This is a genomic window from Streptomyces shaanxiensis, from assembly GCF_039537145.1.
GTDB lineage: Bacteria > Actinomycetota > Actinomycetes > Streptomycetales > Streptomycetaceae > Streptomyces > Streptomyces shaanxiensis.
On record NZ_BAAAZY010000003.1, the window covers coordinates 426,943 to 445,483 of the forward strand.

Annotated in this window: 17 protein-coding genes; 6 read left to right on the forward strand and 11 right to left on the reverse strand. The window is 72.1% G+C overall.

What is annotated here, in order from left to right; all coding sequences use genetic code 11:
* Window positions 1-132: 132 nt before the first annotated feature.
* The gene (locus tag ABD932_RS04025; RefSeq protein WP_345008670.1) at window positions 133-888 is read right to left on the reverse strand and encodes a peptidyl-tRNA hydrolase; all 756 of its coding nucleotides are present in this window, start codon (window positions 886-888) and stop codon (window positions 133-135) included.
* A 44-nt stretch (window positions 889-932) separates the two neighbouring features.
* On the opposite strand from ABD932_RS04025, the gene ABD932_RS04030 reads away from it, so the two are divergent.
* Window positions 933-1,856 carry an ABC transporter ATP-binding protein gene (locus ABD932_RS04030; protein WP_345008671.1) on the forward strand — a complete coding sequence of 308 codons (924 nt, stop codon included), beginning with the start codon at window positions 933-935 and terminating at the stop codon, window positions 1,854-1,856.
* A gap of 5 nt (window positions 1,857-1,861) precedes the next feature.
* Window positions 1,862-2,533, forward strand: a complete 672-nt coding sequence (locus ABD932_RS04035; RefSeq protein ID WP_345008755.1) for an ABC transporter — start codon at window positions 1,862-1,864, stop codon at window positions 2,531-2,533.
* Window positions 2,534-2,541: 8 nt separating this feature from the next.
* Here ABD932_RS04035 and ABD932_RS04040 read toward each other — a convergent pair whose 3' ends face one another.
* The 9 genes from ABD932_RS04040 to zapE all read right to left on the reverse strand — a co-directional run bounded on the left by ABD932_RS04040 (window position 2,542) and on the right by zapE (window position 11,620).
* Entirely contained in the window at window positions 2,542-2,733 is a 192-nt protein-coding gene (locus ABD932_RS04040; RefSeq protein ID WP_215158679.1) for a hypothetical protein, read from the reverse strand.
* An 18-nt stretch (window positions 2,734-2,751) separates the two neighbouring features.
* Complete coding sequence (locus ABD932_RS04045; RefSeq protein ID WP_345008672.1) at window positions 2,752-3,615, reverse strand: polysaccharide deacetylase family protein; 864 nt, start codon at window positions 3,613-3,615, stop codon at window positions 2,752-2,754.
* Window positions 3,616-3,703: 88 nt separating this feature from the next.
* On the reverse strand, window positions 3,704-5,188 hold the full coding sequence (locus tag ABD932_RS04050) for a serine/threonine-protein kinase (protein ID WP_345008673.1): 1,485 nt from the start codon (window positions 5,186-5,188) through the stop codon (window positions 3,704-3,706).
* Between the two features lie 73 nt (window positions 5,189-5,261).
* Complete coding sequence (locus ABD932_RS04055; RefSeq protein WP_345008674.1) at window positions 5,262-6,653, reverse strand: PhoX family protein; 1,392 nt, start codon at window positions 6,651-6,653, stop codon at window positions 5,262-5,264.
* A 90-nt stretch (window positions 6,654-6,743) separates the two neighbouring features.
* Complete coding sequence (locus ABD932_RS04060) at window positions 6,744-7,667, reverse strand: slipin family protein (RefSeq protein ID WP_345008675.1); 924 nt, start codon at window positions 7,665-7,667, stop codon at window positions 6,744-6,746.
* Window positions 7,668-7,788: 121 nt separating this feature from the next.
* Entirely contained in the window at window positions 7,789-9,246 is a 1,458-nt protein-coding gene (locus ABD932_RS04065) for a SulP family inorganic anion transporter (protein ID WP_345008676.1), read from the reverse strand.
* Between the two features lie 5 nt (window positions 9,247-9,251).
* Window positions 9,252-9,830, reverse strand: a complete 579-nt coding sequence (locus ABD932_RS04070; protein WP_345008677.1) for a carbonic anhydrase — start codon at window positions 9,828-9,830, stop codon at window positions 9,252-9,254.
* Window positions 9,831-9,911: 81 nt separating this feature from the next.
* A complete protein-coding gene (locus tag ABD932_RS04075) occupies window positions 9,912-10,316 on the reverse strand; it encodes a hypothetical protein (RefSeq protein ID WP_345008678.1) in 405 nt (134 codons plus the stop codon).
* Window positions 10,317-10,507: 191 nt separating this feature from the next.
* Window positions 10,508-11,620 (reverse strand): cell division protein ZapE, encoded by a 1,113-nt coding sequence (zapE, locus tag ABD932_RS04080; protein WP_345008679.1) that lies wholly within the window; start codon window positions 11,618-11,620, stop codon window positions 10,508-10,510.
* 676 nt (window positions 11,621-12,296) lie between these two features.
* Between zapE and ABD932_RS04085 the strand changes: the two genes are divergently transcribed.
* The 4 genes from ABD932_RS04085 (at window position 12,297) to msrB (ending at window position 15,641) form a co-directional block, all read left to right on the forward strand.
* Window positions 12,297-13,034 carry a pyrimidine reductase family protein gene (locus tag ABD932_RS04085; RefSeq protein ID WP_345008756.1) on the forward strand — a complete coding sequence of 246 codons (738 nt, stop codon included), beginning with the start codon at window positions 12,297-12,299 and terminating at the stop codon, window positions 13,032-13,034.
* Window positions 13,035-13,178: 144 nt separating this feature from the next.
* On the forward strand, window positions 13,179-13,652 hold the full coding sequence (locus ABD932_RS04090) for an indole-3-glycerol phosphate synthase (protein ID WP_175647639.1): 474 nt from the start codon (window positions 13,179-13,181) through the stop codon (window positions 13,650-13,652).
* 179 nt (window positions 13,653-13,831) lie between these two features.
* Window positions 13,832-15,220 (forward strand): UDP-N-acetylmuramate--L-alanine ligase, encoded by a 1,389-nt coding sequence (murC, locus tag ABD932_RS04095; protein ID WP_345008680.1) that lies wholly within the window; start codon window positions 13,832-13,834, stop codon window positions 15,218-15,220.
* 13 nt (window positions 15,221-15,233) lie between these two features.
* Entirely contained in the window at window positions 15,234-15,641 is a 408-nt protein-coding gene (gene msrB, locus ABD932_RS04100; RefSeq protein ID WP_345008681.1) for a peptide-methionine (R)-S-oxide reductase MsrB, read from the forward strand.
* An 18-nt stretch (window positions 15,642-15,659) separates the two neighbouring features.
* Here the strand turns inward: msrB and ABD932_RS04105 are convergent, their stop codons facing one another.
* Window positions 15,660-18,434: a helix-turn-helix transcriptional regulator gene (locus tag ABD932_RS04105; protein ID WP_345008682.1), complete on the reverse strand. Its 2,775-nt coding sequence runs from the start codon at window positions 18,432-18,434 to the stop codon at window positions 15,660-15,662.
* Window positions 18,435-18,541: the final 107 nt, after the last annotated feature.

Genomic DNA, 18,541 nt, shown 5'->3' on the forward strand with positions numbered 1-18,541 from the left:
GAGCCTTGGGGTGGCCGGTCTCGGGCATCGGAGGCCCCGGCCGCGCCCGATCCCCGGAGACTCCTCCTCCGGCCCGAGCGTCGACGTCCGCAGCGAACCGCGTCCCGGCGCCGGGCGATCGAGGCCCGTCGCTCAGCGGAAGGCCAGCGGCCGTCGTACCCGCGGCGGCAGCGAGCCCACACGGTGGTGTCCTTCGGCCACCAGGGTCGGCCCGGGGGCGATCTCCGTGAACCCGGCGTCACGCACCAACGGCAGCCCGGAGGTGGTCAGTTCACGCCAGTGCTCCGGCCGCGCGGTGCGCACGGCCAGCGGAAAGCCCGCCTCGCGCCAGGCGTCCCGCTCCTCGTCGGACAGCTCCCACCAGGCGAGCTGCGCCGCGTGCCCCGCCTGCGCCATCGTCTTGCCGGCCGACATGTCGAGTTCGGGATTCACCCAGAGCACCGGCGCCGACGGATCGGCGGCCGGAGGCGGCTCGGGATCGTCGAGGTCGGTGCCCGAGACCTGCAGTTTCGCCAGTTCCTTGGGCCACCCGTCCAACGGCACGGGAGGAAACACCCGTACCTCGGCCGACCCGCCGGTGACGGTGATCCCCGGCAGCCCTTCCGCCCGCCGCCACTCGGCCCCGCGGGCCCGCCGCACGACCTTCCGGATCCGCGCGTCCTGCCAGTCCCGCATGGCCTGCGCCCACTCGCCGTCGCCGACGGACCGCTCGTCGCTGAGCATGATCAGCACAGCGCGGGCGGCGGTCTCCAGCGCGTCCGTCCGGGCGGGAGGATCCGCCCGCTCGATGCGCACGACGAGGGGCAGCACGAACTGCGGTGCCTGATCGCGGTCATCGGATTCGGACCGGAACGGGCTGTCCTGGGTGGTGGGGCTGTCGGAACTCACGGGGTCCAGTCTGCCAGGACGAAGATCTGAGCGAGGATGTGCTCATGCAACGCGATCTTCGTCTGGACAACGTGGGCCGCCGCTACGGCCTGCGCGGCCCATGGGTCTTACGAGGCGTCCATCTCACCGTGCCCCCCGGCACCCTCATCCGCATAGAAGGCCACAACGGCACCGGCAAGTCCACCCTCCTGCGCCTCCTGGCCCGCATAGACGCACCCTCGGAAGGCCGCATCAGCGGAGCGCCCCGCACCGCGTACGTCCCCGAACGCTTCCCCACCGCCCTGCCCTTCACCGCCCTCGGCTACCTGACCCACCTCGGCGCGGTCCACGGCCTCTCCCGGCCGGCGGCGACCCGTGCCGCCCTGGAGTGGCTCGACCGCTTCGGCGCGGCCGCGTACGCCCGTACGCCGATGGCCCAGTTGTCGAAGGGCAGCAGTCAGAAGGTCGCCGTGGCCCAGGCCCTGCTCGCCGAACCGGAACTGCTCGTCCTGGACGAGGCCTGGACCGGGCTCGACTCGGCCGCCCGCGCGGAGTTGGAGCGAGCCGTCGCCGAACGGACCGCCGACGGCACCGCGGTGGTCTTCGTCGACCACGACCCGCGCCGCCTCGCCGGGGCGCCCGACGCGACGTACACCGTGCACGACGGTGCGCTGAACGTCCGTACCGGCCAAGGGACTTCCCCATCCACCGGCCCGCACGCGACCGTCGTCGTCCAGGGCCCGAGCGGTGCCAGCCTCCCCGCCGAGGCGACCCGCACGGCCACCGCCACGGACGAGCCGACCCCCGGCACCCACCGCCTCACCGTCCCCGCATCCCATTCGGACGTCGTCCTGCGCGCCCTGCTGGCCGCCCACCCGCCGTGGCACGTGGTGAGCGTGAGCCAGGAGACGACCGCCCCTTCCGATCCCTCCGCCCCTTCGGATCTTTCCGCCCCTTCCGCCCCTTCCGAAGCCGAGAGTCGCCGATGACGTCGATGAGAGCCCTCCTCCGCTACCAGGCCGCCCTGCTGGCCCGCTCGCAGCGCTGGCTGCCGCCGTTCATCCTGTACGCCGGCTTCCTCGCCGTCGGCGTGCAGGGCGGCCAGCCCATCCTGGACTCGCTCGGCTACGCGGCCGCGGCCCTGCTGCCCGTCGCCGCCTGGCTGGTGCGGATCTGCGTCACCAACGAGCCGCCCGCCGCCCGCAGTTGCGTCGCCGCGGCCGCCGGTCCGGGGCGGGCGCACCTCGCCGCGCTGCTGGTGGCACTGGCCGGCGCGGCGGCGCTCGGTACGGCGGCGATCGTCGTCCTCACCCTGATCAGCGACCCGGCCAGCGCCGACCACCAGATCCGGGTGCCGCGGCTGCCCGCGGGCGCCGCCGGTCTGCTCGCCGCGCTGGCCTGCGCCCTGCTGGGCACCGCTGTCGGCGCCCTGACCACCTGGCCGGTGCTGCGCTCGACCGGCCGTGCGGTTCCCGCGATGCTGCTGGCGGCCCTGCTGTCCGTGGTGGTGACGGGCTCCCCGGCCCAGGCCGCGGTCAACGGCCTGGTCACCGGCTCCCGGTCGGGCGCGGTCCCCACGCCCCTCCTGCCCCTGGTGGCGGCGGCCGTGTTCACCGCGGCGGCGATCGCCGTGGCCTGCGCCCTGACCTCCCGCAGATCACCCTGATCGCCGGATCACCCGGAACAGGCCGTGCGCTGCGCCTCCTGCCACTCACACACCGGGCAGAGCGTGATCCCCTTGTACGACTCCGGGTACTCCGTGGGCTCCCGGCACAGCACACACTCCGCGTACGGCGGCCCGTCTGCCCTGGGCGGCCTCGTCGCGTCGATCAGGCAGTAGTCGGTCGTGGGCTGCTCCTCACTCATACGTCCAGCGTACGAGCCTCAGCCCCGCCCACCCGCGGCCCCGATCAGCTCGGACACCTTCACGAACCGAAAGCCTCTCTCACGCAGCTCGGGCACGATGCGCCGGACCGCCCGCTCGGTCGTCGGAGCGGCACTGAGCGTGCAGTGCATGACGACCACGGACCCGGCGCGCACCCCGTCCAGCACCTCCTGGGCGACCGCATCGGCATCCGTGGCGAAGGCGTCCCCGCTCACCACGTCCCACTGCACGGCCGTGACGCCGACCGCGGCCAGCGCCTTCAGGGCACGCCGGTCGGAGCAGCCGCCGGGAAACCGGAAGTACGGCATCGCGTCCCGCACGCCCACCTTGCGGAACACGTCGTACGCCCGCTCCACGTCGGCCCGCATCCGTTCCTCGTCGATGGTCGGCAGCCCGTAGCAGTCGTCGGTGAAGGCGTAGTGGCTGTACGAGTGGTTGGCGACCTCGAACAACGGGTCCCGTCCGATGGCCCGGGCCTGCCCCGGATACTCCTCCGCCCACCGCCCCGTCATGAACACGGTCGCCGGCACCTTCAACTCCCGAAGTGCCGCCACAAGCCCCGGATTGTCGAACCGCTCCCCACGATCCGCGCGCGGCCCCTGGTCGGCGGTCATGTCGGCGTCGAAGGTGAGCGCGACGGTCCTGTCCCGGGTCCGGGGACCGTGCTCGAAGACCGGCGCCAGACCGGCCGGGCCGGGAGCGAGGGTCGGTGGCCTGGACAACGGGGCGGCCGGAGACACGGCGGAGGCGCTGGGTGCGGGACGGGGAGCGCGGGACTCGTCGGCCGGGGCGCACGCGGCGAGCACGGCGAGGGCCGCGCCCAGGGCGCAGCCGGCGGTGACGCGTCGTACAAGAGTGATCACCGCAGGAAGATATGAGGATCAAAGGAACAATCCGATGTTCCGACGGGTGTGCCGGGCCGCTGTCACCCGCCCGGCGGGGCCGGCCTGCTCAGTCCGTGCGCGTGCAGCGGCCCGTCGGAGCCGTGGCCGGTGGGCGGCACTGGAAGGCGACGTCGGACGCGTTCGTGCTCAGGTAGCGGCCGATGCAGGTGTTCGGGGTGGTGCGGCCGCGCTCGGCGCAGAAGGCCAGGGCGGCGCGGCCGTCGGTGAAGGGGCCGGGGGCGTAGAACACCCAGTAGCCGGGGCGCAGGGAGGCGTAGTCGCCGCTGCGTACGACGGCCGCCTCCGGCACCGTTCGGCGGATCGTGGCGAGTCTCTGGTCCCGGACGGCGGTGCCCGTGGCGATGGGTTCGGAGTGGAGCTGGGCGATCCAGCGGCCGTCCGGGGTGGGGGAGGCGGTTGCGGTGGTGGGGGTCGGGCTCGGTGGGGGAGTGGTGGGCTGCTGTCTCGTCGGGGTGGGGGCGGATGTCGAGGCTTTCGGGCTGGGTGTGACAGCTGCCTTGTCGTCGCCGTCGGTGCCGCCGGGGCGCAACGCGAACACCAGAGCCGCGGCCGCGCCGATCGCCAGCGCCGCGGTCGCGGCCACCACGAGAGGTGTACGGCGTCGTCGGCCGGGCACCTGCTGCGGCGTCGTCGGACGCGGGGTGTCCAGTTGGGTGGGCGTGGGTGACGGCACCGGCGTCGGCTGCGGGGCGACGGCCGTCAGCGTCGGCAGGGTCCAGTGCGGTGTCGCCCCTGTCTCGACCTGCGCCAGCATCGCGTCCAGCCGGGCGGCGTCCGGGCGGGCCGCCGGATCCCGTACCAAAAGGGCCTCGAGCACCGGCGCCAGCGGGCCCGAGCGGGCCGGTGGCGGGAGCGGGTCGTCGATCACGGCGGCCAGGGTGGCCAGCGTGGTGGGGCGGCGCATGGGGCTGACGCCCTCCACGCACACGTACAGGACCACGCCCAACGACCACAGGTCGGCCGCCGGATCGTCCTCGTGACCGCGGATCCGCTCGGGCGCCATGTACTCGGGCGAACCGACGAGTTCGCCGGTGGCCGTGAGGCCGGTCGTGCCCTGCAGGGCGGCGATGCCGAAGTCGGTGAGGACGGCGTCGCCGTCGGGGCGCAGCAGGATGTTGGCGGGTTTGACGTCCCGGTGGTGGATGCCCGCCGCGTGTGCGGCACGCAGCGCGGCGAGCACCTGGCGGCCGACGCGGGCCGCCTCCGCCGGGGTCAACGGGCCCTCGCTCAGCCGCTGCTGGAGCGAGGTGCCCGGCACCAGCTCCATCACGATCCACGGATGCGGGTCGGCGTCCACGATCTGATGGACCGTCACCACATGCGGATGGCTGAGCCGGGCCAGCGCCCGCGCCTCCCGCATCACCCGCTCGCGCACCACTCCGACCGTGTCCGCGTCGGACCGCACCGCCTTGAGCGCGACCTCGCGGTGGAGCACCGTGTCGCGAGCCCGCCACACGGTGCCCATTCCTCCGCTGCCGAGCCGCTCCACCAGCTCGAAACGGCCGTCGACGAGGTCCCCCGGTGCGTTCATGCCGCACAGGTTAGAGGACGCACCGCAAGGACCGGAGAGGAGGCTTCCGCTCGGCGGCCCTGAGGCGGAACGCCTACCTTCGCCAGGGTCCCGTCACCGCGAACGTCGTCCCCGGCGTGTAGCAGTTGACGTACATCGTCCCGCCGTCGGGCGAGAAGGTGACGCCGGCGAACTCGCCCCACTCCGGATCCTCGGGCGTGCCAAGGTTCTGGGCGTTGCGCGCCATCGCGTACACCTCGCCGCGTCGCGTCACGCCGTAGACGTGCTGGGCGCCGTTGCCGTCCTCGCACACCATCAGGCCTCCGCTGGGGGCGAGGCAGATGTTGTCCGGGGACTCGCCGGGCAACTGGACGTCCGTGTCCGGGCCGAAGACGATCACCAGGGTCAGGCGGCGCGCGGCGGGGTCGTAGCGCCAGATCTGGCCGTAGTGGTCCGCCGCCGAGCCGTCCGAGCTACGGGCGAAGGAGGACACGAAGTAGACGCTGCGGCCGCCCCAGTAGCAGCCCTCCAGCTTCTGCGCGTGGGTGATGCCCTTCGGGCCGAAGTCCTGGAAGCGGATCGGGGTCTGGGCGGCGAGGGGGTCCGGTACGTCGACCCACTCGATGTTCTCGAAGCTCGCGCCCGTCTCCTGGATCGAGGAGAGGTCGGGTACGCCCGGCACGCGCATCGCCTGGAGGCGGCCGCCCGCACGCAGCGAGCCGAGACCGCCGTGCGGCGCGTGGGGCAGGAAGCGGTAGAAGAGGCCGAAGGGCTTCTCGAAGGCGTCCTCGGTCTCGTAGACGATGCCGTTCCGTGGGTCCACCGCGATCGCCTCGTGCTGGAAGCGGCCCATCGCGGTCAGCGGGACCGCGCCGGAGCGGTAGGGGTTCGCCGGGTCGACCTCGAAGATGAAGCCGTGGTCCTTGGTGTAGCCGTTGGTGCCGGCCTTGTCCTCGGTCTCCTCGCAGGTCAGCCAGGTGCCCCAAGGCGTGGGGCCGCCCGCGCAGTTGACGGCCGTACCGGCGATGGCGACGCGCTCGGACAGGACGTGGTTACGGGAGTCCAGCGTCAGCGCCGTACAGCCGCCCTTGCCCGCCGGGTCGTAGGTGAGGCCCGCGACGGTCGGGACGGGGATCTTCGCGGTGTTGCGGTTCTCGTGGTTGCGCACCAGGTGGACGCGGCGGCCGTGGCCGCCGGCCGAATACCCGGCGAGGGCGGTCATGCCGTCGTGGTTGGAGGGGACCGGGCCCTCCCCGGAGCGGAGCCGGTCGCCCTCGCGGGAGAGGACGCGGTAGCGGAAACCTTTTGGCAGATCGAGCAGACCGTCCGGGTCGGGGATCAGCGGGCCGTACCCGGTGTGGCCCAGGTTCTGCGCGGCGGCGGTGCCCGCGAAGAGTTCGGAGAGGTTTCCGGCGAAGGCGATCGAGACGCCCAACGCGCCGGTACGGGCTAGTAGCTGACGACGCGTCGACGCTGTTTCGGACATGGGACAACCTTCCTGCTGGCGGACAGGAACTGTGATCCCGCCGTGTCTATCACCTGGTGCGGGTCCCGTGAACCACGCGCGTAGCGTGTGTCACTTCCGCTCGGGCCGCCCGTCGGTGTCCACGGTGGACTCCTCGACGGCGACATGCCCGGAGAGGGGATCGACGGCGGTCTGCTCGGGAGCCGGTTCGACGGCGGTCTTCTCGACGGCGGTCTGCCTGCCGGCCTGCTCGGCCGCGTGGTCCTGCGGCGGCTGGGCGGCCCCTCTCTCCAGGAACCGCAGCAGCTCCACCGGGATCGGCAGCACCAGCGTGGAGTTCTTCTCCGCCGCCACCGCCATCACCGTCTGCAGCAGGCGCAGCTGGAGGGCGGAGGGCGCGTCGGCCATCTGGTGCGCGGCCTCGGCCAGCTTCTTGGAGGCCTGGAGTTCGGCGTCGGCGTTGATGACCCGGGCCCGCCGCTCGCGGTCGGCCTCCGCCTGTCGGGCCATGGAGCGCTTCATCGACTCGGGCAGCGACACGTCCTTGATCTCGACACGGTCGATCTGCACGCCCCAGCCCATGGCCGGACTGTCGATCATCAGCTCAAGGCCCTCGTTGAGCTTCTCGCGGTTGGACAGCAGATCGTCCAGATCGCTCTTGCCGATGATCGAGCGCAGCGACGTCTGCGCCATCTGGGAGACCGCGAAACGGTAGTCCTCGACGTTGATGATCGCGGCCGCGGCGTCCACGACCTTGAAGTACACGACCGCGTCGACCCGCACGGTCACGTTGTCGCGGGTGATGCCCTCCTGGGCGGGCACGGGCATCGTCACGATCTGCATGTTGACCTTGTGCAGCCGGTCCACCGCGGGAACGATCAGCGTGAACCCCGGCGGGCGCACGGTGCCTCGCAGACGTCCGAGCCGGAGGATCACCCCGCGCTCGTACTGCTTGACCACGCGTGCGGCGGCCGCGAGATACACCAGTCCCGCCGCGCCGACACCCACGGCCACGCCCAGCAGCTCCTCGACCATGACGACCTCCTCGCCGAGAGGCCCGTTCCGTATGCACCTGTAACGATATGCCCGGTGTCTGGTCCGGGGCCATGGACGGCCCCGGACCAGGGGTCATACCTCAGCAGGTGTCATACGCCGGTCAGGGCGCCGTGACCCGCACCGGGTCCGTGCCCGCCGCGCTGTGCCGCTCGGCCCAGTTCTCCAGGGCCGTACGGCAGGCGTGGTCGAGGTGGTGCAGGCCGGACAGGTCCAGCTCCACCGGGCGGTCCTGCGGGAGGGCCTCCAGGCTGTCGAGGATCTTCGGCAGCCTGAGGAAGGTCGCGTTGCCCGACAGGTACGCCTGGATGGGACCCGCGCCCTTGTCTATGATCTCCAGCTTTATGTGCGAGGCCTCCCAGGCGGTCTTGGCGATGGACAGGGCCAGACCGATGAGCACGCCCTCGAACATGTTCACCGCGACGATGGAGAGGGCGGTGACGACGAGGATCAGGGCCTCGCCCCGGTGGCCCCGCCACAGGGAGACGATCCCGCGGAAGGGGATCAGCTTCCAGCCCGAGTAGACCAGGATGCCGGCCAGCGCGGGTATCGGGATGAGCGCCAGCGTGGCCGGGAGCAGCGCCGCGAACAGCAGCAGCCACACGCCGTGCATGACCCGGGACGCCTTGGTCTTGGCACCCGCCTGGACGTTGGCGGAGCTGCGCACGATGACCGCGGTCATCGGCAGCGCGCCGAGCGCACCGCAGACGGCGTTGCCCGCGCCCTGCGCCATCAGCTCCTTGTCGTACTCGGTGCGCGGCCCGTCGTGCAGTCGGTCCACGGCCGCGGCGCTGAACAGCGACTCGGCCGAAGCGATGAGCGTGAAGGCGATGATCGTGCCGATCACCCCGACGTTCGCGAGCTCGCCGAAGGCGCTCAGGGACGGCGGCTGGATGGAGCCCAGCAGGCCCTTGACCTCAACGGTGGCGACGGGCAGCGAGAACGCCGCGGCGGCGGCCGTCGTCAGCCCGACCGCGGCGAGCGGACCGGGGATGGTGCGCACCTTGCCCGGCATCCGCTTCCACAGCACGAGGACGGCGATGGTGCCGGCGCCGAGTGCGATCGAGGCGAGCGCCCCGGTGTTCCCGACGGCCTGGACGAGTGCGCTCGGCAGCCCGGCTATTTTCTCCAGACCGGAGGCGGGCGCCTTGGCGTCCGCGACCGAGTAGAGCTGTCCGGCGATGAGCACCAGGCCGATACCGGCCAGCATTCCCTCGACGACCGAGACCGAGATGGCCCGGAAGTAGCGCCCCAGCTTCAGGGCACCCATGAGGAGCTGGAGCAGGCCGGTGGCGAGCACGAGCACACCGAGGACCGGCAGCCCGAACTCCTGCACGGCCTCGAAGACCAGCACGGTCAGACCGGCGGCGGGCCCGGAGACCTGAAGGCTGCTGCCGCGCATCAGCCCGGTGACGATGCCGCCCACGATGCCGGTGACGAGCCCGAGCTCGGCCGGGACACCGGAGGCGACGGCCACGCCCACGCACAGCGGCAGCGCGACCAGGAAGACGACCAACGAGGCGGCGAAGTCCTGCCGCAGGTGAGGGTATTTGGTCATCATGCCGATCACAGCGCCTCGAACGCGTCGGTCTCGGCACTGTGGGCGCGCACGGCGCCCTTGTGCACCTCGTAGTACCAGCCGTGCAGGGTCAGTTGACGTTCCTTCAGCTTCTTCTCGATGAACGGGTACGAGCGCAGCCGCAGCAACTGCGTCAGCACATGGGCCTGGACGCCCTCGGCGACCTCCGGGTCCTCGACGGCACCGGTCGGGCGCGGGGTGGCGTGCGAGAGCCAGTCGCGCACGGCCGGTACGGCGTCCAGGTCGTCGCCGCGCACCAGCGCGCCGACGGCCCCGCAGTGGGAGTGGCCGCAGACCACGATGTCGCTGACGCCGAGGACCTCCACGGCGTACTCGATGGTGGCCGCCTCGCTGGTGGGGTGCTCGGAGGCGTACGGCGGAACGATGTTGCCCGCGGTGCGCAGCTCGAAGAGCTCGCCGGGACGGGCGCCCGTGATCAGGGCCGGAACGACCCGGGAATCGGAGCAGGTGATGAACAGAACCTGGGGGGACTGACCGGCGGCCAGCTGGGCGAACTCCTCAGGGCGCTGTCCGAACGAACGGGCGTTGTCGATGAGGGGCTGCATATGTGGTGACTCCTCCTGGCGCGCCGCAGTGGCGCGTCGGGGCTTACATGACAGAGGTGGGGGGTGTGACTGCTCTGCTTCTCAGCAGCGGAAGACCTGAAGTGCGGCCGGAGTGTGGGACACCGGGGGTCTCGACGTGCGCTGGTTCGCGGCGCCGGTTCCGGCCGGCTCGTGCGTGGCCGCGGGGTCCCGGGTGAGCAGGGGCCGACAGGGCGCCTCGGGCCCGGAGTCGGCGATACGCAGACGGTCGCGGGTGCGCAACGGATCGGTCGGGTCCCCATCGCCCGACGGTATGCAGTGGCGGGACGTGAGGGTTTCGTCGCGCAGCGCCTTCCCGGAGAGCTTGAATCCGGGCTGGGCTTTGGCCTCTGCCTGACTGACTGTGTGCGCGTCTGCGAAGTACGCGGTAGGTGCGAAGAACTGGAGGGCGAGCAGGACGGCGGCGAGGATCGAAACCACGGCCCGGGCCGTCGTACCTCGGAACATGCGCCCCCCTCCCGTCAGTCCACACCTCTTGCGCGAGCCAACACTTGGTCAACCGTTGGTCAAGAAACACATTAGCCCGGCAAAGTTGTTTGCAGGGTTAACTTAACGTTTCAAGCTGAAGAGAGCCTGAAACGCGTGGGTGGGATGGCCAAAACTCCCCCTTGACCAGGGGGAGTTGGCGGGTTAGGGCGTCAGGCGCCGACGACACCCTTCGCGTCGCGCGCGAGGGCGGTGAGGCGCGAGATGGCGCGGAAGTACTTCTTGCGGTAGCCGCCCTTCAGCATCTCCTCGCTGAAGAGCTTGTCGAAGGGCATCCCCGAGGCCAGGACGGGCACTTCGCGGTCGTAGAGCCGGTCGGCGAGGACGACGAGACGCAGGGCCGTCGACTGGTCGGGAATCGGCTGCACGTCGGTCAAGCAGACCGCCTTGAGCCCGTCGGTCAGCGCGCCGTAGCGGCTGGGGTGGACCCGGGCCAGGTGGTCCAGCAGGTGCGGGAAGTCGTCGAGCGAGGCGCCCTCGGTGGCGTACGCCGCCTTCGTCACCTGTTCGTCGGAGTACGGCGCCGGCGCCTCGGGCAGGCCGCGGTGGCGGTAGTCCTCGCCGTCGATGCGCAGCGTGCGGAAGCGGGCCGACAGGCCCTGGATCTCGCGCAGGAAGTCGGCCGCCGCGAAGCGGCCCTCGCCGAGCTTGCCGGGCAGGGTGTTGGAGGTGGCGGCGAGTGCGACGCCCGCGTCGACCAGCTTGCCCAGCAGGCTGGAGACGAGGACGGTGTCGCCCGGGTCGTCCAGTTCGAACTCGTCGATGCACAGGAGGCGGTGACCGGAGAGGGTCTGCACCGTCTGCTGGAAGCCGAGGGCGCCGACGAGGTTGGTCAGCTCCACGAAGGTGCCGAACGCCTTGAGGGACGGCTCGGCCGGGGTGGCGTGCCAGAGGGAGGCGAGCAGGTGGGTCTTGCCGACGCCGTAGCCGCCGTCGAGGTAGACGCCGCGGGGCCCGGCCGGGGTCTTCGGCGCCTTCGACCGGCCGAACCCGAGGAAGCCGCGCTTGCCGGCCTTCCCGGCACCGCTGGCGTGCGCACCGCCGAGCCCGCCCGCGAAGGTCTCCAGCACACCGACCGCCTCGGTCTGGCTGGGCTGGTTCGGGTCCGGTATGTACGTGCTGAAGCGGACCGAGTCGAAGCGCGGCGGCGGCACCATCTCGGCGACCAGCCGGTCCGCGGGGACGTGCGGCTCGCGGGCGCACAGGGACAGCGGGCTCGCTTCGGCTATCGGGTGCGTACCGGAGGCGGCGGAGGAGGACGACACGGTTCACCATGCTAAGCGCCGTGCCACACTCCATGACATGCGACGCCTGTTCCCTGTGACCGACGAAACAGCAGCGAGGGCCTCCGGCGGTTCGGCCGGGGATGACGGGTCCGGAGTTGTCGAAGGGGGGCCTGTGGCCGGAGCCCCCGGTGGAGGCGGTGTGCGTGGGGATTCCGTTGATGCCGCAGGTCCCGGCGTGGCCGGCGGAGCTCGTGAGGAGCGAGGGGCGGGAATGGGTGCGGCGCGTCCCGTCTCCGCGGGCACCGGAGGAGCGGGACGGACCGACGGCCGTCGGGAGGAAGCCGGGGGCGCTGGGTCGGCCCCTGCGGGCGGTCGCCCGAGCGGCGAGGCCGGCGGCGGCGCATCCGGTGGCGGCCCGGCGGGCGGAATGGTCGAGGGCGGTGCCCCGGCGGACAGGTTGGCCGGGGGCGGTGGCCCCGCGGGCGGGGTGGACGAGAACAGTGGCCCGGCGGTCGGGGTGGCCGGGGGCGGTGGGCAGGCAGGTGTGGCGGCCGGGGGCGGTGGTCCCGCGGGCGGGGTGGCCAGGGGCGGTGGCCCCGCGGACGGGACGGCCGAGGGCAGTGGCCCGGCTGACGTCGGCGCCGAGGGGTTCGGTGGGTCCGAGCGCGGGGCTCGCCGTGACGCCGTTGCCGGAGCCGGCTTCCCCGGCGCCGATCTGGTCGACCGGGAGTGGAGTCTCGCCGAGCTCGCCGTCGCCTATGCCTACCCCCGCCCGGCGCCCGGCGGCCGGCAGCCGTGGTTGCGGGCCAACATGGTGTCCACGCTGGACGGCGCCGCCCAGCACGACGGGCGTTCGCAGCCCATCTCCTGCGCGGCCGACATGCGGATCTTCGGCACGCTGCGGGCGCTGGCGGATGTCGTGATCGTGGGTGCCGAAACGGTCCGTCAGGAGGGGTACCGTCCGGCACGCGCGCGTGCAGAGTTCGCGGAGGCGCGCGAGGCGGCGGGGCAGGGGCCCGCACCGGCCATCGCGGTGGTCAGCGCGAGCCTTGAGCTGGACTACACCCTTCCGCTCTTCACCTCGCCCTCGGTGCCGACCCTGATCCTCACGGGCGCCGCCGCGGCCCCGGATCGGATCGCGGCGGCGGAGAAGGCGGGCGCGCGGGTGGTGATCGCCGGTGACGGCGTCGGCGTGGACCCCGTCCGTGCCGTCCAGGCCCTCGCCGAGCTCGGCCACACCCGGTTGCTGACCGAGGGCGGGCCGCGGCTGCTCGGCCAGCTGGTGGCCGCCGGTGTGCTTGACGAGCTCTGTCTGACGATCTCCCCGATGCTGACCGCCGGTGACGCCCAGCGCATCGCCGGCGGGCCGTCGGTGGCGGTCCCCGAACGGTTCGAGCTGGCGTCCTTGCTGGAGGAGGACGGCTTCCTGTTCGGCCGGTACCGGCGGAGGTGAGGTTGGTCCGGACTGGGTTCTCTGGACGCCGTGGTCCTGAAAACGGCGGAATCCACCGTTCCGTTTAGCTTCCGCCGGGCACACTAAAAATCGCAGTCCCCGTGCGAGCACGGGGCAGGATGGTTTCCGCAGAAGGGGCGCCCGGTGTTCACAAGCGTTTTGATGATCGAGAAGGCCCTGACGTCCGCCGACGTGGAGTTCGTCACCACCTTGCACGGGGACGAGGAGGTCTCCTTCCACGTGCTGCTCCAGCCGCGGGGCGAACAGGCCGACCGGCTGTTGCGCGCCATCGACGACATCGCGCTCGGCGAGCTGGACGAGGCCGTACGGGAAGGGAAGACACCCGAGGGCGAGGAGGCGATGAGTACGGGGGAGCGGGCGCTGGAGGTGTCGCTCACGGCCCTGCGCGGGGCCGGGGCGGAGGCCGAGGGGCGGCTGCTGGAGGATCATCCGCTCGACGCGCTGAGGGCCGTGGTGGACGAGGTCGGTGCGGATGAGGTCATCGTGTTGACCGACCCCCACTACGTGGAGGAGTTCTTCCATCGGGACTGGGCGTCGAGGGCTCGGCACAAGGTGGGGGTGCCGGTGCTGAAGCTGTTCTCGCACAGCAAGGCGTAGGGGTCTGCGGGGGAGCGCCGTAGGAGGTGAGGAGGGTTGCCGGCCGCGGGCTGTCCGTGGCTGGTCGCGCCCACGCGGCGGAGCCGCAAATCGATACAGCCCGCGCCCCTGGGCGTTGCGGTCACCGCCAGCTAATAGGCTGAGGGCTCATCGTCGTACCGCATCTGGGGAGAACACACATGGCACCCGGCATTCCCTCCGCCATGGACCGACCGCACTTCATCGGCATCGGCGGGGCCGGGATGTCGGGGATCGCGAAGATTCTCGCGCAGCGCGGGGCCGCGGTGGCCGGCAGTGATGCCAAGGAGTCCGGGACCGCCGAGGCGCTGCGGGCGCTGGGTGTGACCGTGCACATCGGACATGCGGCGGAGCACCTCGCCGACGACGCGAGCTGTGTCGTGGTGTCGTCGGCGATCCGGCAGGACAACCCCGAGCTGGCCCGCGCCGCCGAGCTGGGCATCCCGGTCGTGCACCGGGCCGACGCGCTGGCCGCGCTGATGGACGGGCTGCGTCCGATCGCGGTCGCCGGTACGCACGGCAAGACGACCACGACGTCGATGCTGGCGGTCTCCCTGACCGAGCTGGGCCTGAAGCCGTCGTACGCCATCGGGGGCGACCTGGACGCCCCCGGCTCGAACGCCCTGCACGGCGACGGGGACATCTTCGTCGCCGAGGCGGACGAATCGGACCGCAGCTTCCACAAGTACGCGCCCGAGGTCGCGATCGTCCTGAACGTCGAACTCGACCACCACGCCAACTACGCGTCGATGGACGAGATCTACGAGTCCTTCGTGACGTTCGCCGACCGGATCGTCGACGGCGGCACTCTGGTGATCTCGGCCGACCAGGACGGGGCGCGGGAGCTGACCCGGCGGGTGTCCGGGACCGTGCGGACGGTGACGTACGGCGAGGCGGAGGACGCCGACGTCCGCGTCCTGTCCGTGCTGGCGCAGGGGCTGAAGAGCCAGGTCACCGTCCTGCTGGACGGCCAGGAGATCACCTTCGGGGTCTCGGTCCCCGGCCGCCACTACGCCCTCAACGCGGTGGCCGCCCTCGCGGCGGGCGCGGCCCTGGGCATCCCGGCCGCCGAGCTGGCCCCGGCGCTGGCCGCCTACACGGGTGTGAAGCGGCGGCTCCAGCTGAAGGGCGAGGCCGCGGGAGTCCAGGTCATCGACTCCTACGCCCACCACCCGACCGAGATGACGGCCGACCTGGAGGCCATGCGCGCGGCCGCCGGGGACGCCCGGATCCTGGTCGCCTACCAGCCCCACCTCTTCTCCCGCACCCAGGAACTGGGCAAGGAGATGGGCGAGGCCCTCGCCCTCGCCGACTCCTCGCTGGTCCTGGACATCTACCCGGCCCGCGAGGACCCGATCCCCGGCGTCACCAGCGACCTGATCATCGAGGCGGCCCGGGTGGCCGGCGCCGAGGTGACGGCCGTGCACGACAAGTCCGAGGTTCCCGCGCTCGTCGCGGGAATGGCGAAGCCCGGTGATCTCGTTCTCACCATGGGCGCGGGCGATGTCACCGACCTCGGCCCGCTCATCCTGGACCGCCTGTCGAAGTGAGGGACGAGGACCCATGTCGTACGACGTCGAAAAGCCGGACGAGCAGTGGCGCGCGGAGCTGACCCCGGCCGAGTACGCCGTCCTCCGCCAGGCCGGCACGGAGCCCGCCTTCACCGGTGAGTACACCAACACCAAGACGACGGGCGTCTACTCCTGCCGCGCCTGCGGCGCCGAACTCTTCACCTCCACCACCAAGTTCGAGTCCCACTGCGGCTGGCCGAGCTTCTACGATGCACGCAACTCCGATGCGGTGGAACTTATCGAGGATCGGTCGCACGGGATGGTGCGGACCGAGGTGCGGTGTGCTCGGTGTGGGTCCCACCTTGGGCATGTGTTCGAGGGTGAGGGGTATCCGACGCCGACGGATCAGAGGTACTGCATCAACAGCATCTCGTTGCGGTTGACGCCGGACGAGGACTGAGGAAGGTTCCTCGGAGGGTCAGCACTCCACCCCGGCAAGAGCCAAGTGGCGTGCCAGATCTGTGCGGGAGCGGAGGTCGAGTTTGCGGTAGATCCGGGTCAGGTGGGCCTCCACGGTCTTGCGCGACAGGAAGAGGGCTGTCGCCGCCTCCGCATTGCTGAGGCCTTTGCCGATCGCGCGCGCCACCTGGAGTTCCTGCGCCGTCAGGAGTTCCACCCGCAAGGATCCCGGTGCTTCGTGTCCTGTGGCGGCGAGCTCCGCACCAGCGCGCACCTGCCACGAGGCGGCGCCCAACACGGCGAAGGCCCGGTGAGCGGACCTGAGAGGTTCCCGGGCCGCGGCCGGGCGGCGCAGGCGGCGCAGTACCGCACCGGCCGCCAGCCGAGTTCGCGCCAGTTCGAAGGGCATGTCACGACACGCGTGGTACTGCTCCGCGACGGTCAGCCATTCCTCGGCCCGGTCGGCGGACTCGGCGAGCATGGCGCGACACCGCGCATGGGCCGCCGCGGGCCACGCCAGCGCCGTGGCCCCCGCGCGCTCCTGCAGCCAGATGGTCAGTTCAGTCGCCCGCCGCCGGTTGCCCGCCCGGATGTGCGCTTCCGCGAGATCCGCGACGAAGCTCAGCAGGTTGGGGTTGGTCAGCCCGGTCTCCGCTGCCAGGGTGAACGCCCGCTCCAGCCGGGCCTGACAGGAGCGCAGATCCCCCACGGCCAGCGCCGCCGAACCGAGGGCCGCCTCCGCGAAGACGTCGAGGCTGCGGATAGCGCGGCCGCAGCGCTGTTCGTACTGAGCGACGAGTTCCTCGGCGGCCGTCCGGTCCCCGCGCAGCCCGCCCAGCCTGGCCAGAAGGGTCAGCGCATAGCCAGTCGTGGCCACGTGCCCCAGTTTCCGGGACCAGCGCAGCGCCTCGTCGCCGAACGCCCGAGCCGCGTTCCAGTCTCGCCACGACTCCATGGCACAGCGGTTCACCAGGGCGGGCGGCAGCAGGGACCGGACGTCGTCGCGCCTGGCCCGGTCGATCACGAAGTCGAGCACCTCACGGGCCGCGTCGTCCTCCTCCACCCAGGACAGCGCCATCCCGATCTGAGTGACGAGGAACCCCTCCTCCGGCAGCCGTTTCCCGCGCGGCTGATGGGTACGCGCCGCGGGCAGCAGAAGGGCGCGGGCCTCGGACACGCGTCCCGCCCACGCATGTGTCACTCCGCTCACCGCGGCGGCGAGCCGCCGCAGCTCTGGGACCGGCCCGGCCAGGTCGGAGCAGCGCGCCGCGGCGGTCGTCGCCGCTGTGATCCGCCCGTCCATAAGCGCCGGCCCGGCCGCTGCCCCGTGCAGTGCGCAGGCCCGCGCCCGGTCGACGGGTTCGACCGCCCGTGCCGCGGCGGTCAGGAGTTGGAGTGCGCGGCCGGGCATCCCCAGTCGGCCGCAGGCCTGTCCCCGCAGCAGCTCGATGTCGGCGGTGAGCGCCGGGTCGGTGCTCCAGCGCAGTGCCTGGTCGCACCAACGGGACGCGTTGCCGGTGTCACCGCTGTGCAGAGCGTCCGCGGCCGCGTGCAGCAGCCGTACCGCTCGGTGCGGCCCGGTATCGGACAGGTCCGCGGCCCGGTACCAGGCCCGGGCTGCCCTGCCGAGGGCGCCGCGTCCTTCCTCCCGGCGGGCCGTGTCGTCGAGGGCCGCGGCGAGGATGGCGTCCGGCCCGGCCACGGCCGCGGCCAGATACCAGGTGCGCAGCTCACCCGACGAGGCCTCGGCCCAGACCCGGTATGCACGCAGCCGCTCGGTGGTCGGGCAGCGCCCCAGGACCAGCGGCCGCAGCACCGGGTGCCGCAACTCGTACGCCCCCGCCACGGCCCGTACCAGACCGGCCTCCTCCGCGGCATCGAGCGCGCCCAGGGACAGCCCGGCCAGGTCCAGCACCCGTTCCAGTGCCGCCATGTCGGTCGACATCCCGGTTGCCAGATACAGCAGGGCCTGACGGGTCGGGGCGGGAAGGCCGCGCAGGAGCCGCTGCCAGGCCTGCTCCACCCGTGGTCCCGGCGCCGGCCAGGCTTCGTCCCACGATGGGACGCCGGACCCCGGAGCCTGATTCAGCACCTTCGCGTACTCCACCAGCACCAGCGGATTTCCCCGGCTCAGCGCCACGATCCGGTCCGCCGGGAGGGCGGACAGATCCGGCGCGTGGCGACGCAGCACCTCCCAGCTCGCGTCCTCGTCCAGTGGATCGAGCACTAGGTGCGGTACGCCCTCCCAGCCGTCCTGGCGCTCGAGCCCCTCTCCCGCCGCCATCACCAGAACGACGGGCTCGGCGGCCACGCGACGCGCCACGAACTGCAGGACCCTGCGTGAAGCGGGATCCACCCGGTGCACGTCGTCGACCACGACCACCACCGGCTCGGTCCGCCCGGCGGCGGACAGGACGCGCAGGGCACCCGCACACACGGCGTAGGGGTCGGCGTCATCGGCGTCCGACAGAGCGAAGCACGCTTCGAGCGCTCGCCGCTGCCGAGGTGGCAGCCGGTCGAAATGCGGGCGGAGCGGCAGAAGAAGGTCGGCGAGGACCGCGTAGGGGATCAGCGCCTCCGACCCGGCACCGCGCGACCGGAGCACCCGAACGCCCGCACGGTCCGCGGCGGTGTACTCCAGGAGCGTGCTCTTGCCGATGCCCGGCTCCCCGTACACCAGCAGCGCCGCACCACGGCGGGGTGCGCTCTCCAGTAGCCCGTCGATGAGCCGGTACTCCCGCCGCCGTCCCGGCGGTAGGTCTGATGCGTTCCCTCGCGGCACCGGATCGCTCATGACAGCCCCGCCCCCGTCCCCGTCTCGGCACACACCGGCGCCGCCCCGTTACCAGATTGCCCGCGCGCGCCGGCGAGCGCCGCCGGTGTAGGGAGTTCCCGCGTAGC

What these genes read in the sequence shown, in the direction of transcription:
- ABD932_RS04030 (WP_345008671.1), top strand. Translation starts at nt 933, where the DNA reads ATGCAACGCGATCTTCGTCTGGACAACGTGGGCCGCCGCTACGGCCTG.
- ABD932_RS04035 (WP_345008755.1), top strand. Translation starts at nt 1,862, where the DNA reads ATGAGAGCCCTCCTCCGCTACCAGGCCGCCCTGCTGGCCCGCTCGCAG.
- ABD932_RS04040 (WP_215158679.1), bottom strand. Translation starts at nt 2,733, where the DNA reads ATGAGTGAGGAGCAGCCCACGACCGACTACTGCCTGATCGACGCGACG.
- ABD932_RS04050 (WP_345008673.1), bottom strand. Translation starts at nt 5,188, where the DNA reads ATGAACGCACCGGGGGACCTCGTCGACGGCCGTTTCGAGCTGGTGGAG.
- ABD932_RS04055 (WP_345008674.1), bottom strand. Translation starts at nt 6,653, where the DNA reads ATGTCCGAAACAGCGTCGACGCGTCGTCAGCTACTAGCCCGTACCGGC.
- ABD932_RS04060 (WP_345008675.1), bottom strand. Translation starts at nt 7,667, where the DNA reads ATGGTCGAGGAGCTGCTGGGCGTGGCCGTGGGTGTCGGCGCGGCGGGA.
- ABD932_RS04065 (WP_345008676.1), bottom strand. Translation starts at nt 9,246, where the DNA reads ATGATGACCAAATACCCTCACCTGCGGCAGGACTTCGCCGCCTCGTTG.
- ABD932_RS04070 (WP_345008677.1), bottom strand. Translation starts at nt 9,830, where the DNA reads ATGCAGCCCCTCATCGACAACGCCCGTTCGTTCGGACAGCGCCCTGAG.
- ABD932_RS04075 (WP_345008678.1), bottom strand. Translation starts at nt 10,316, where the DNA reads ATGTTCCGAGGTACGACGGCCCGGGCCGTGGTTTCGATCCTCGCCGCC.
- murC (WP_345008680.1), top strand. Translation starts at nt 13,832, where the DNA reads ATGGCACCCGGCATTCCCTCCGCCATGGACCGACCGCACTTCATCGGC.
- msrB (WP_345008681.1), top strand. Translation starts at nt 15,234, where the DNA reads ATGTCGTACGACGTCGAAAAGCCGGACGAGCAGTGGCGCGCGGAGCTG.
- ABD932_RS04105 (WP_345008682.1), bottom strand. Translation starts at nt 18,434, where the DNA reads ATGAGCGATCCGGTGCCGCGAGGGAACGCATCAGACCTACCGCCGGGA.